This is a genomic window from Bradyrhizobium sp. NDS-1 (assembly GCF_032918005.1).
Classification (GTDB): domain Bacteria; phylum Pseudomonadota; class Alphaproteobacteria; order Rhizobiales; family Xanthobacteraceae; genus Bradyrhizobium; species Bradyrhizobium tunisiense.
Window position 1 is genome coordinate 3,627,222 of record NZ_CP136628.1, and the last position, 13,102, is coordinate 3,640,323.

The 13,102-nt window shown below is 65.3% G+C and carries 12 protein-coding genes; 7 read left to right on the forward strand and 5 right to left on the reverse strand.

Annotated features, from left to right (window positions below):
* Nucleotides 1-478 precede the first annotated feature (478 nt).
* A complete protein-coding gene (clpS, locus tag RX330_RS17080) occupies nt 479-811 on the forward strand; it encodes an ATP-dependent Clp protease adapter ClpS (protein ID WP_026202494.1) in 333 nt (110 codons plus the stop codon).
* Nucleotides 812-1,095: 284 nt separating this feature from the next.
* Entirely contained in the window at nt 1,096-3,504 is a 2,409-nt protein-coding gene (gene clpA / locus RX330_RS17085) for an ATP-dependent Clp protease ATP-binding subunit ClpA (RefSeq protein ID WP_212089502.1), read from the forward strand.
* A 68-nt stretch (nt 3,505-3,572) separates the two neighbouring features.
* Here clpA and RX330_RS17090 read toward each other — a convergent pair whose 3' ends face one another.
* The 4 genes from RX330_RS17090 to RX330_RS17105 form a co-directional block, all read right to left on the reverse strand.
* On the reverse strand, nt 3,573-4,031 hold the full coding sequence (locus RX330_RS17090; RefSeq protein WP_212089504.1) for a PEGA domain-containing protein: 459 nt from the start codon (nt 4,029-4,031) through the stop codon (nt 3,573-3,575).
* Between the two features lie 129 nt (nt 4,032-4,160).
* Nucleotides 4,161-5,582, reverse strand: a complete 1,422-nt coding sequence (locus RX330_RS17095) for an MFS transporter (protein WP_212089506.1) — start codon at nt 5,580-5,582, stop codon at nt 4,161-4,163.
* A gap of 167 nt (nt 5,583-5,749) precedes the next feature.
* Nucleotides 5,750-6,775: an aldo/keto reductase gene (locus tag RX330_RS17100; RefSeq protein WP_212089508.1), complete on the reverse strand. Its 1,026-nt coding sequence runs from the start codon at nt 6,773-6,775 to the stop codon at nt 5,750-5,752.
* A gap of 150 nt (nt 6,776-6,925) precedes the next feature.
* Nucleotides 6,926-7,882, reverse strand: coding sequence for a helix-turn-helix domain-containing protein (locus RX330_RS17105; protein ID WP_212089510.1), 957 nt, complete (start codon nt 7,880-7,882; stop codon nt 6,926-6,928).
* A 194-nt stretch (nt 7,883-8,076) separates the two neighbouring features.
* On the opposite strand from RX330_RS17105, the gene RX330_RS17110 reads away from it, so the two are divergent.
* Together RX330_RS17110 and RX330_RS17115 are read left to right on the forward strand one after the other, a co-directional pair.
* On the forward strand, nt 8,077-9,093 hold the full coding sequence (locus tag RX330_RS17110; protein WP_317243735.1) for a carbon-nitrogen hydrolase family protein: 1,017 nt from the start codon (nt 8,077-8,079) through the stop codon (nt 9,091-9,093).
* 18 nt (nt 9,094-9,111) lie between these two features.
* Nucleotides 9,112-10,152 carry a phenylacetaldoxime dehydratase family protein gene (locus RX330_RS17115; RefSeq protein ID WP_317243736.1) on the forward strand — a complete coding sequence of 347 codons (1,041 nt, stop codon included), beginning with the start codon at nt 9,112-9,114 and terminating at the stop codon, nt 10,150-10,152.
* Here RX330_RS17115 and RX330_RS17120 read toward each other — a convergent pair whose 3' ends face one another.
* Complete coding sequence (locus RX330_RS17120) at nt 10,153-10,791, reverse strand: HAD family hydrolase (RefSeq protein WP_317243737.1); 639 nt, start codon at nt 10,789-10,791, stop codon at nt 10,153-10,155.
* 90 nt (nt 10,792-10,881) lie between these two features.
* Between RX330_RS17120 and RX330_RS17125 the strand changes: the two genes are divergently transcribed.
* From RX330_RS17125 to RX330_RS17135, 3 genes are all read left to right on the forward strand, one after another.
* Nucleotides 10,882-11,832, forward strand: coding sequence for a lytic transglycosylase domain-containing protein (locus tag RX330_RS17125; protein ID WP_317243738.1), 951 nt, complete (start codon nt 10,882-10,884; stop codon nt 11,830-11,832).
* 158 nt (nt 11,833-11,990) lie between these two features.
* Complete coding sequence (locus RX330_RS17130; protein ID WP_317243739.1) at nt 11,991-12,731, forward strand: AzlC family ABC transporter permease; 741 nt, start codon at nt 11,991-11,993, stop codon at nt 12,729-12,731.
* Nucleotides 12,728-13,078 carry an AzlD domain-containing protein gene (locus tag RX330_RS17135; RefSeq protein ID WP_317243740.1) on the forward strand — a complete coding sequence of 117 codons (351 nt, stop codon included), beginning with the start codon at nt 12,728-12,730 and terminating at the stop codon, nt 13,076-13,078. Before RX330_RS17130 ends, RX330_RS17135 begins: the two co-directional genes overlap by 4 nt.
* Nucleotides 13,079-13,102 lie beyond the last annotated feature (24 nt).

Genomic DNA, 13,102 nt, shown 5'->3' on the forward strand with positions numbered 1-13,102 from the left:
GATCCCCGAAATCCGTGGTTTTGCCCGATTTCGAGCCATGCCATTGAATGCCTGGTAAATTGCACCGTAGAAGTCCGGGATATCCCGGTCGAAAGGTCGCAATCGTGTTAAATAACCGGGTTCCTGGTGAACATATTCCAACGGGCGCAGCGGAAATTTTTGTCAAATCGGTCCGGGTTGATTAACCTTGGCTGGATCGCCCGGACCGGGAATCGGGGCTGCCGTGGCCACCTCGGCCGAGTTTTTGCGCGCTTGCGGCGAGCCGGGGGCGGGCCCATATTGCTGACGAACGATCCGGCTTGGACCCGGATTTGTCGGGAGCGGCGATCCACAAGGCGGCGCGCCTGCGCCAGGCTCCGAAGGGCGGGGTCGCGCGGTGACCGCCATTCGCTTCCGTGGGGAACTGAACGCCTGAGCCATGCCGCAATTGACTTCCAGACTCGAACTGTCCGCGCCAGCCGCTGCCTACGCTCCTCGCATGAGCAATGACGAGAACCGTTCGGGCAACCCCTCGGGTCCGAATACTTCGGTCATCACCAAGGTCAAGCCCAAGACCAAACGGCCGAACCTCTACCGCGTGCTGATCCTGAACGACGACTACACGCCGATGGAGTTCGTCGTCCACGTGCTGGAGAAATTCTTCAACAAGGACATCGAGGCCGCGACCAAGATCATGCTGCATGTCCACCATCATGGCATCGGGGAGTGCGGCGTGTTCACCTACGAGATCGCCGAGACCAAGGTGACGCAGGTGATGGATTTCGCCCGCAAGCACCAGCATCCGCTCCAATGCGTGATGGAAAAGAAGTAGTCGCCGTTCAAGTCTTTATAGAGTGGTTCTGTTCGTGTGGTGTGTGACGGCGGCACATCGTGCTGCATGATCCCGAGCACATCGGCATCCGCGTCAAGCCTGCCCAAATGGGTAGTTCTGCCCAAATCGGAACGGGATTTGCATCGAAAATGCCGCTGGTATGTCGCTGCCTGAGTCGCGGAACCGGTCTTTCGCCGCGATCTTGTATAACTATATGTGACAAAGGTTGTTGTTGCCTCACCGGGCGATGGCGATCATGATGATGGGGGCCATAGAGGACGCGAATGCCGACTTTTTCCCAAAGCCTTGAACAATCCCTGCATCGTGCACTGGCGATCGCAAACGAGCGTCATCACCAATACGCGACGCTCGAGCATCTCTTGCTCTCCCTGATCGACGATTCCGATGCAGCCGCCGTCATGCGCGCCTGTAGCGTCGATCTCGACAAGCTCCGCACGAGCCTGGTCAATTATCTTGAGACCGAATTCGAGAACCTGGTGACGGATGGCGCCGACGACGCCAAGCCGACCGCCGGCTTCCAGCGCGTGATCCAGCGCGCGGTGATCCACGTGCAATCCTCCGGTCGTGAAGAGGTGACCGGTGCCAACGTCCTGATCGCGATCTTCGCCGAGCGCGAGAGCCACGCCGCGTATTTCCTGCAGGAGCAGGACATGACGCGCTACGACGCGGTCAACTACATCAGCCATGGCATCGCCAAGCGGCCGGGCGTCTCCGAGGCGCGGCCGGTGCGCGGCGTCGACGAGGAGACCGAGGCCAAGGGCAACGAGGACGCCAAGAAGAAGGGCGAGGCGCTCGAGACTTATTGCGTCAACCTCAACAAGAAGGCGCGCGACGGCAAGATCGATCCGGTGATCGGACGCAATTCCGAAATCAACCGTGCGATCCAGGTGCTGTGCCGCCGGCAGAAGAACAACCCGTTGTTCGTCGGCGAAGCCGGCGTCGGCAAGACCGCGATCGCCGAGGGCCTTGCCAAGCGCATCGTCGACAGCGAAGTGCCGGAGGTGCTGGCGGCCGCCACCGTGTTCTCGCTCGACATGGGCACGCTGCTCGCCGGCACGCGCTATCGCGGCGACTTCGAGGAGCGCCTGAAGCAGGTGCTGAAGGAGCTCGAAGCGCATCCCAACGCCATCCTGTTCATCGACGAAATCCACACCGTGATCGGTGCGGGCGCTACATCGGGCGGGGCGATGGATGCCTCGAACCTGCTCAAGCCCGCGCTTGCCTCGGGCACCATCCGCTGCATGGGCTCGACCACCTACAAGGAATACCGCCAGCACTTCGAGAAGGACCGCGCGCTGGTGCGGCGCTTCCAGAAGATCGACATCAACGAGCCGACGGTCGAGGACGCGATCGCGATCCTCAAGGGCCTCAAGCCGTACTTCGAGGATTACCATCGTCTGAAGTACACCAATGAGGCGATCGAGGCCGCGGTTCAGCTCTCCTCGCGCTACATCCACGACCGCAAGCTGCCGGACAAGGCGATCGACGTGATCGACGAATCCGGTGCGGCACAGATGCTGGTCGCCGAGAACAAGCGCAAGAAGACCATCGGCATCAAGGAGATCGAGACCACGATCGCCTCGATGGCGCGGATTCCGCCGAAGAGCGTGTCGAAGAACGATGCCGAGGTGCTCAAGCATCTCGAGCAGACCCTGAAGCGCACCGTGTTCGGTCAGGACAAGGCCATCGAGTCGCTGGCCGCCTCGATCAAGCTGGCGCGAGCCGGCCTGCGCGAGCCGGAGAAGCCGATCGGCAGCTACTTGTTCTCGGGTCCGACCGGCGTCGGCAAGACCGAGGTCGCAAAGCAGCTTGCGGCGAGCCTCGGCGTCGAGCTGTTGCGTTTCGACATGTCCGAATACATGGAGCGGCACACCGTATCCCGCCTGATCGGCGCGCCTCCCGGCTATGTCGGCTTCGACCAGGGCGGCCTGCTCACCGACGGCGTCGACCAGCATCCGCATTGCGTGGTGCTGCTCGACGAAATCGAGAAGGCGCATCCCGACCTCTACAACGTGCTGCTCCAGATCATGGATCACGGCCGGCTCACCGACCACAACGGCAAGCAGGTCAATTTCCGCAACGTGATCCTGATCATGACCACGAACGCGGGTGCATCCGATCTGGCCAAGCAGGCGTTCGGCTTCACGCGCTCGAAGCGGGAAGGCGACGACCACGAGGCGATCAACCGGCAGTTCGCGCCGGAATTCCGCAACCGCCTCGATGCCATCGTCTCGTTCGGCCATCTCAGCGTCGAGGTGATCGGCACGGTCGTGGAGAAGTTCGTACTGCAGCTCGAGGCGCAGCTCGGCGATCGCGACGTCACCATCGAGCTGTCCGAGCCGGCCAAGGCCTGGCTGGTCCAGCATGGCTACGACGAGCAGATGGGCGCGCGTCCCATGGCCCGCGTGATCCAGGAGCACATCAAGAAGCCGCTGGCTGACGAGGTGCTGTTCGGCAAGCTGAAGGGCGGCGGCCATGTCCGCGTCGTTCTGGTCAAGGACGAGGCCGACGAGACCAAGGACAAGATCGGCTTCGAATTCGTCGAGGGCCCGGTCACGCCGAAGCAGGAGAAGTTGCCCGGCACCCGCAAGCGTCCGCCGGGCAAGTCCAAGCCGGGTGGCCCCGGCGGCTCCAAGGGGCCGACCTCCAAGGGGCCGCTGGTCAAGGCTTGATCCAGCGCATCATCAATCGAAAGGCCGGCTGAAGAGCCGGCCTTTTTGTTTCCGAGGGTGGGTGTGCCTTACGTCCCGGCCTCTGGCGCTGCAGCCGGCGGACGCGGCTTGTGCGGCGCGGCTGGCCGTGCGCTGCGGGCCGGGACCGACGGTTGCATCGTCACGATGACCGGATTGGGCTTGTGATCGGTTGCCGCCCCCGTCGCGGCATCGACGCCCATCCCGACAACGCCGCCGAGCAGGAGATTGCCGGCGAAGCCGGCGGCGCCGGTGCCCGACACTTCCTTGGTGAGTTGCACCGTCTGGGATTGATAGCCTTCCTTTTCGAAGGTGATCGTGATGTCGGCGCTGCGCTTCGCAACGATGGCGCAAGGTGTGGTGCAGGTTGTCGGCACCTCGAGCCCGCTGACGACGGCTTCCACGCCTGACGGTGTCGATGAGATGCTGATATTCTCGGTCGTGCCGCGCGTGACAGACGCGCAGCCGCCCAGCATGACGCTGAGCGCCACAATTCCCAATGAACGCATGAAATGCCCCTTGTTCCCCGCGCCAATGAAGCGCAACCGGAGCGCGAGGGCAATAGGTCATACGTCGGGATAGTTAAGTCGCGCAGGGGCTGTGCACGAAAACAGCGGGCAACTGGATGTGGGAGCGTGCTATTCGCCGCGGAGGCGCTGGTCGTCCTGCACGCGAACGTGCTCGGCGCCCCGCGCGCCGGCGGGAGACAGCCGCATCATGCTCAGCACCGCGCCGCATAGCGCAAAGCCGACGCCGGCGAGGAGCGCCAGCCTTGTCCCCTCAACCGGATACCGTCCGAGCAGCAACGCCACCAGCGCCGCGCCGGTGGTCTGGCCGAGCAGGCGCGCCGTGCCCAGCATGCCGCTGGCCCCGCCGGCGCGCTCGCGCGGAGCGGCCGCGATCATGGTGCGGTTGTTGGGGGTCTGGAACAGACCGAACCCGGCGCCCGCCAGCGCCATCCGCCAGATCACGTCGAACGGCGTTGGGTCCGCAGGGATGAAGGCGAGCGCCGCAAGGCCGCAGGCGAACAGCGTGAGCCCGATGCCGCCGAGCAGGCCGGCCGGATAACGCTCGACCAGTCGGCCGGCGAGGGGCGCTGCGAACGCCACCGCGATCGGCCATGGCGTGATCAGCAGGCCCATATGCACCGCCGAATAGCCGAAGCGGCCCTGGAGATAGAAGGGGATCGCGACGAAGGCGAGCATCTGGCCGCAGAACGAGGCGATCGAGGTCGCAATCGACAGCGCGAACACCGGGATGCGCAACAGGTCGATCGGCAAGAGCGGCGAGGTCATGTGGGTCTCGCGATAGATCAGGAGCGCGCCGGCGACGAGAGCGATGGCGAACTGGATCAGGCAGGCGATCGCGGCCTCGCCATGGCCGACGCTGTCGACCGCGGCAATGCCGACACCGAAGGTGATCGCGGACAGTCCCGCGCTCTGCCAGTCGAAGGAGCGGCTCGCCGGCCTGGTGTGCGGCAGGCTGCGCAGGCCGATCAGCAACGTCACCGCTCCGAGCGGCACGTTGATGGCGAACAGCCAGGGCCAGCTTCCGACCGCGAGGATGCCGGACGCCAGCGTCGGGCCGGCCGCGGCCGAGAAGGCGACCACGAGCGCGTTGAGCCCGATGCCGCGGCCGAGCTGGCTGCGCGGATAGGTGAATCGCACCAGCGCCGCGTTGACGCTCATGATGCCGGCCGCGCCGAAGCCCTGGAGAATGCGCGCCATCGTCAGCAGCGGCAGCGTGTCCGCCAGCGCGCACAGGGCGGAAGCAATCGTGAACAGCACCAGCCCGACCAGGTAGACGCGGCGATAGCCGATGATCTCGCCAAGCGAAGCCAGCGGCAGCAGCGAGATCGTGATCGCAAGCTGATAGCCGTTGACGATCCAGATCGAGAAAGCTGGGCTCGCATCCAGATCGGCCGCGATCGTCGGCAGTGCCACATTGGCGATGGCGCTGTCGACCACCGCCATGATGATGCCCAGCGCAATGGTCAGCACCGCCTGGTTGCGCTGCGGCTGCGGCAGGCCGTCGGCATGCTCGATCGGGGCAGGCGACATGATGGAGGCGCGCTTGATTCGAGCCGTGGTTCATCTCCGAATAGGAAATCGCCGGATCGACCGCAACCCGGCAGGACACGGACAGTTCCTGTGCCGCAAGCGGTCGTTCCGGCATGGGAAGCTGGGTCGGGAGCGCTTCAGGGCCGGGCGGTCACGCGACTGGCCCTTTACACTGCCGGCGGATTGCGGTCGGTGAAGGTCGTGCGCTGATGCCAATAGGGATAGGGCAGCGTCACCTTGCTTGCGGCGTCGAGCTTGGCGATCTGGTCCTTGGTCAGCGACCAGCCGACTGCGCCGAGATTTTCGCGGAGCTGCGTCTCGTTGCGCGCGCCGATGATCAGCGTCGATACCGTGGGGCGCTGCAGCAGCCAGTTCAGTGCGATCTGTGACACACTCTTTCCCGTTTCCTGCGCGACCTCGTCGATGGCCTCGACGACGCGATAGACGTGCTCGTCCGGCACCGGTGGGCCGAAATCGGCCGTCTTGGGCAGGCGGCTCACCTCGGGCTTCGGCTGACCCCGGCGGATCTTGCCGGTGAGGCGGCCCCAACCGAGCGGCGACCAGACCACGGCGCCCAGCCCCTGGTCGAGGCCGAGCGGCATCAGCTCCCATTCGTAGTCGCGTCCGATCAGCGAATAATAGGTCTGGTTGGCGACGTAGCGCGGGAAGCCGTGCTTGTCGGCAACCGAGAGCGACTTCATCAAGTGCCAGCCGGAGAAATTCGAAACGCCGACGTACCGGATCTTGCCGGCGCGCACGAGCACGTCGAGCGTCGAGAGCACCTCTTCGGGCGGGGTGAAGGCGTCGAAGCCATGAAGCTGGAACAGATCGATGTAGTCGGTGCCGAGCCGGCGCAGCGAACCGTCGATGGCCGCGAGCAGGTGTTGGCGCGACGAGCCGATGTCGTTGGGACCGTCGCCGAAGCGGAACGTCGCCTTGGTCGAGACCAGCACCTTGTCGCGGCGGCCCTTGATGGCTTCGCCGAGCACCCGCTCGGACTCGCCGAGCGAATAGACGTCCGCGGTGTCGAACATCGACACGCCGGCTTCGAGGCATATGTCCAGCAGGCGCCGGGCTTCGGTCGCATCCGTCGTGCCCCACGCCGCGAGGCGGCCGACGCCGCCGAACGTGCCGGTGCCGAGACTCAGCGCAGGCACCATGAGGCCGGACCGGCCCAAGCGTCGGAATTCCATCGATATGCTCCTTGGCTGGCCGCCGATTGATCCCTGCGGCTCGATTTCCGAAGGATAGTGCAAGCAGGTGCCGCGTCCTACCGCTCGCTCACATACCGGCCTTGCTCGGAAATAGCCCACTGATGCAGGTGACCGCTCAGTGGGGTGAAATCAGTGCCGCAACTGACTCTGCCTGAAGTCGCGCGGCGACATCCCGAAACGCTCGCGGAAGGCACGGCCGAAATGCGAGAGATCGTTGAAGCCCCAGGCGAAGGCGACCTCGCTGATGTGGCGGTGGGCGAGCACGGGCGAGGCGAGGTCGCGCCGGCATCGGGCGAGACGCTCGGCAAGGACGTAGCGCTGGAACGATGTCTCCTCGTCGGCGAGGAGATCATTGACGTAGCGCGGCGAGATGCCGAGCGCTGCCGCAGTCTCAGGGAGGGAGAGGTCGGGATCGGCGAGATGCGTGCGGATGTGCGCCTTCAGTCGAAACAGCAGGGCGGAGCGATGGGTCGAGGACGGCAGCGACGTCTTGCCGAGCCGTTCGCTCAACGCCATCGCGAGCAGATCGACGGCCTGCTCCGACAGCGCCGCCGCGTTGTTCGGATCGAGCCTGTCTGCGTTCTGGCAGAGCCTGACGATGAAATCATAGGCGAGCCGCTCGAGCGGTGCATCGGTGCCGAACGAAATCGCGGTCAGCGTCTCGGTGCCGCCGAGCCGGCGATGCAGCATCTTGCGCGGCACCTTGAAGATGGTCTGGGTAAAGCTGTCGTTGAACTTCAGCTCATAGGGCCGCGTGGTGTCGTACAGCGCGAACTCACCGGGATGGATCACGGTCTCGCGGCCGTCCTGGGCGACCCCGCCGTCGCCGCGGTTGCCAAGCGCGACCAGGACGAAATCCTGCTCCGAGCGCGCGATGCGCGAGGGCGTGCGGAAGACATGCTGGCGGTCGGAGCAGACCTCCGAGCACACGGCCTTGCCGAGCGAAGCCTGCGTCACTGAGCCGTGAAATGCGCTGCCGAGATCGGACTTGCAGTCGAGCCCGACGAAGACGTCGCAGACGATGTCCTGCCAGAGGGCAAGCCGCCGGTAGCCGGGGCTGCCGTCTGTGGTGAACTGGATTGGCATCAGGACAGCCTCCCTTTCACATCCTGCAAAACCGCATATTGGCGCAGATCGAGCCTCACCGGAGGCAAATTCCGGACCGGGCGATCCCTTTCAGTCGAGTTTTCGTTCCGCTGTGGTCGAGCGCCCCGGCCGCCCGTGCCGCCAAATAGACTGCATCGGACGTGACTTCCGATCAACCGGCAATGGAGGCGGCAATGGGCATCGAACATCCGAAATACAAGGTGGCGGTGGTGCAGGCGGCGCCGGCCTGGCTCGACCTCGATGCCTCGATCGACAAGTCGATCGGGCTGATCAGGGAGGCCGCCGAAAAGGGCGCCAAGCTGATCGCCTTTCCGGAGGCTTTTATCCCCGGCTATCCCTGGCACATCTGGATGGACTCGCCGGCCTGGGCCATCGGTCGCGGCTTCGTGCAGCGCTATTTCGACAATTCGCTGTCCTATGACAGCCCGCAAGCCGAACGCTTGCGCGATGCCGTGCGCAAAGCCAAGCTCACCGCCGTGATCGGCCTGTCCGAGCGCGACGGCGGCAGCCTTTATCTGGCGCAATGGCTGATCGGACCCGACGGCGAGACCATCGCCAAGCGCCGCAAGCTGCGGCCGACCCATGCCGAGCGTACCGTCTATGGCGAGGGCGACGGCAGCGATCTCGCCGTGCATGCGCGGTCCGACATTGGCCGCATCGGCGCGCTGTGCTGCTGGGAGCATCTCCAGCCGCTATCGAAATACGCGATGTACGCCCAGAACGAGCAGGTCCACGTCGCGGCCTGGCCGAGCTTTTCGCTCTACGATCCCTTCGCGCCGGCGCTCGGGGCCGAGGTGAACAATGCGGCTTCGCGCGTCTATGCGGTGGAGGGCTCCTGCTTCGTGCTCGCCCCTTGCGCGACGGTCTCGCAGGCGATGATCGACGAGCTCTGCGACCGGCCGGACAAGCACGGGCTGCTGCATGCCGGCGGCGGGTTCGCCGCGATCTACGGCCCCGACGGCAGCCAGATCGGCGACAAGCTCGCGCCGGACCAGGAGGGTCTGTTGATCGCGGAGATCGACCTCGGCGCGATCGGCGTCGCCAAGAACGCGGCAGATCCGGCCGGACACTATTCGCGGCCCGACGTGACGCGGCTGCTGCTCAACAAGAAGCGCTACCAGCGCGTCGAGCAGTTCGCGCTACCGGTCGACGTGGTCGAGCCGACCGACATCAACGCGGCAGCGAGCTGATCGCGGGAGGGCACGATCGTGGAGTCCGCAATTCCGCTGCATCTCGAGACCCCACGCACGCGCCACAAGCGTGTGCCCGAGGATTACCGGCCGCCATACCCATCCTTCGTGGCGCGCTACAAGCCCGCGATCAGCCGTGTCGTGATGGCTTACTTCGGCGTGCAACATCATGGCACCGCGCCAACGGCAGCAACCGATGCGTTGAACGAACTCGCGCGGTTATTCGCTGCGGAGGGAGGCCCTTCGCATTGGGATCGGGCGTCCTATGCCGATCAGTCCGGCTCTGAGAACATTGTCACCGTCGCCTATTGGGATGACGTCACGCGCTTCGAGGCCTGGTTTGCGCCGGCGCGAGAGGGGTGGACCGGGCGGCAGCGCGACGGCATCGGCACTTTCATCGAGGCGCTGCGTCCCACTGTAGCGCGGCACGAGACGCTGTTCTCCTCGCCCGATCGCCCAGAGGGCGTCGCAGTCGTTGCCGATGGCATGAGCGGCGAGGTGCAGGAGCATGCCTATTGGGGCGGCATGCGCGACCGCATCCCGTTGTCGCAGACCGATGCCATGACGCCCGGCGGCGCTCCGGAGTTGATCCGCGACGGCGCGCGGCTGCGCGTTCTCGCGCATGACAATCTCTGCCTGATCCGCTCCGGACAGGACTGGAGCGATACGGAAGCAGCCGAACGCAAGCTCTATCTCGACGACGTCGAGCCGGTGCTACGCGAGGGCATGGATTTTCTGCGCGATGACGGCTTGGCTATTGGCTGCTACGCCAATCGCTACATGCGTGTGCTCGCGCCTGACGGCAGCATGAGCGAGAAGTCCTACGGCCAGAGCTGGTGGAAAAGCCTCGCCGCGCTGGAACGCTGGGCGGAGTCGCATCCGACTCATGTCAGGATCTTCGGCGCGGCGATGAAATATCTGTCGACCCTCGGGCCGTCGGCCAAGCTGCGGCTCTACCACGAGGTCACGGTGGCGGCCGCCGACGAGCAATTCTTCGAATATCTGAACTGCCATCCGAAGACGGGGATGCTGGCGGCGGTGGAGACCATCAGAACGTAGTTAGGTCAGGCAATGGCCGAGCAGCTCCGGATGCGCGGCGCAGATGTGATGCGCGCCGGCGTCCCGCAGCTCGGCTTCGCTGCCATAGCCGTAGAGAACGCCAATGGCGGTCATGCCGTTGGTGCGGGCGCCGACCACGTCGTGGCTGCGGTCGCCGATCATGATGGCGCTGCTCGCATCGACCCTGGTCTCGTCGAGCGCGTAGCGCAGCAGGTCGCGCTTGTCGACGCGCGTGCCGTCGAGCTCGGAGCCGAACACGCGCTCGAAGTACGGTTTGAGGCCGAAATGATCGACGATGCGGGTGGCGTAGACCGCGGGCTTGCTGGTCGCGACGAACATGCGCGGTGTCGTCGCGGCCAGCGTCGTCAGCGTGTCCACGATGCCGGCATAGGCCTCGTTCTCGAACAGGCCGATATCGCTGAAGCGCTCGCGATAGAGCAGCAGCGCGCGATCGGCGAGCTCGTCGGTTCCGGTGAGCGTCTTCAGGCTGGCATGCAGCGGCGGGCCGATGCACCAGGTCAGTTCGTCCTCGCTCGGCACCGCGACGTCCAGTCGCTCCAGCGCGTACTGGATCGAGCGCGTGATCCCCGGCTTCGGGTTGGTGAGCGTGCCGTCGAGATCAAAAAAGATTGTCACCATTCGGGCGGGACCTGCGTTGATACTGCCGTCTGTTGCTAGTTGGCTGGGGTTCCAAGTCAAGGTCCGATTTTGGTCGATTGCGTCGATGCCATGCGAATAGCTCGGGTTATCGCTGTCTTGTGCCAGGCTCTCGCGCTGTCGCCGACGCTCGCGGAGGAGACGCCGCCGCCCGTCGCGCCTCCGAAGGCGGAGGAGCCCGCGAAGCCGGCGGAGACAAAGGACGCGCGCGAGAGCGACACGCGGGAGTCGATCTGCCTGATCGTGGAGGCGGCTGCGCGCGATGCCAATCTCCCGCTGGAATTCTTCGCCCGGGTGATCTGGCAGGAAAGCCGATTCCAGGCCGATGCGGTCGGCCCCATGACGCGCAGCGGCGAGCACGCGCAGGGGATCGCGCAGTTCATGCCGGGCACCGCCAGCGAGCGCGGGCTGCTCAATCCGTTCAATCCGGTGCAGGCATTGCCGAAGTCGGCGGAGTTTCTGAGCGAACTGCGCAACCAGTTCGGCAATCTCGGGCTTGCCGCCGCCGCCTACAATGCCGGTCCGCGGCGCGTGCAGGAATGGCTCGCCGGCACCGGGCCGATGCCGGAGCAGACCCGCAACTACGTCTACGCCATCACGGGCACGAGCGTCGATGCCTGGGCCAAGGCGGGCAACACCGGCAAGGGACCGCCAAGCTCACCGCCGACGAGTTGCCGTGACCTGATGGCGCTGCTCAAGCGCGCGCCGAACGCCTTCGTCGCCGAGCTCGAGCAGCATGTGGAGCTTGCGGCCGCAAAGGCATGGGGCGTCCAGCTCGCCGCCGGCTTCGACCGCAACAGGGCGCTGGCGATGTATTCCCGCGCCGTGACGCGGCTCAGCACGGTGATCGGCGAGCGCGATCCGAGCCTGCTGTCCTCCGTGATGCGTAGCCGCGGCACACGCGCGTTCTACCAGGTGCGCATCGGCACCGAGACGCGCAGCGAAGCGGATGATCTGTGCAGCCGCATCCGTAAGGCCGGTGGTGCGTGCTTCGTGCTGAGGAACCGGGGTGTGAGCGGGTAGGGGGCGTCACCAACACCCGCGTCATTCCAGGGCGCCCCGGAATGACGGCCTGTGATTGAAGCGTCCTGCATGCCAGCCCCGCCGCGTGTTTTCTTGACGCGAGCCGCCACATTGCCCGTTATGCGGGCACGATTCCGCAAACCCGTCCAAAAAGCCCCGTGGCACTTCCTCCACTCGATTCACCGCAATGGAATAGTCCCTGGCTTGCCTTCGGCTGGGGTCTGCGCTCGATCACGCAGACGATCCTCACCCTCGTGCTGTTCGTGACTTATCTCGGCATCGGCGCGCTCGCCCACGACACCCATTTCAGCCTGCTCTGGGCGCTCTGCTCGACGCTGTTCGTCTGGGCAGGGCCGGCGCAGATCATCCTGATCACCACACTCGGCTCCGGCGCCACCATCATCCAGTCGGCTATCGCGGTCACGGTCAGCGCCATCAGGCTGTTTCCCATGGTGGTCTCCGTGCTGCCGTTGATGCGCATGCCGACGACCAAGCGGCGCGAGCTGTTCTTCGCGGCGCATCTCACCGCCGTGACGCTGTGGGTCGAGTGTCATCGCTTCCTGCCTCAGGTGCCGCGCGAGCGGCGGATTGCCTTCGTTCACGGACTTGGTTTCGGTCTCGTCTCGGTATGCCTGACCGCCAACACGGTCGGCTATTTCCTCGCCGCCAATCTGACGCAGACGCTTGGCGCCGCCATCCTGCTGCTGACGCCGCTGTCGTTCCTGTTCTCGACGGCGCGCAACAGCCGCGAGGCTGCGGATGTCGTCGCACTGGTGCTCGGCGTTCTGCTCTATCCGATCGCGGCGAAGATGAACTCCGGCCTCGACATCCTCGTCAGCGGCCTCATAGCCGGTACGATCGCCTACGGCGTGCATCGGTGGCGGGAGGTGCGCGCATGAGCTACGCGCAGCTAATCGGCGACTGGCATGCACTGGCGGTGCTGTTCGTCGCCGGCATCGTTCCTAACCAGATCTGGCGCATGCTGGGCCTGTGGTTCGGCGGCGGCATCGACGAGGGCTCCGAGCTGCTCGTCTGGGTGCGGGCGGTTGCAACCGCGATCCTGGCTGGCGTCATCGCCCAGATCGTGGTCGAACCGCCGGGCGCGCTGTCCAGCGTGCCGGATGCCCTGCGCTATGGCGCGGTGGCGGCCGGCCTCGTCGCCTTCCTGCTGGCCCGCCGATCGATCTTCGCGGGTGTCGTGACCGGCGAAGTCTTCCTGCTGGCCGGCAAGTGGTGGTTGGGCTAAAACCAGCGGCGAACAGCCAAGGAA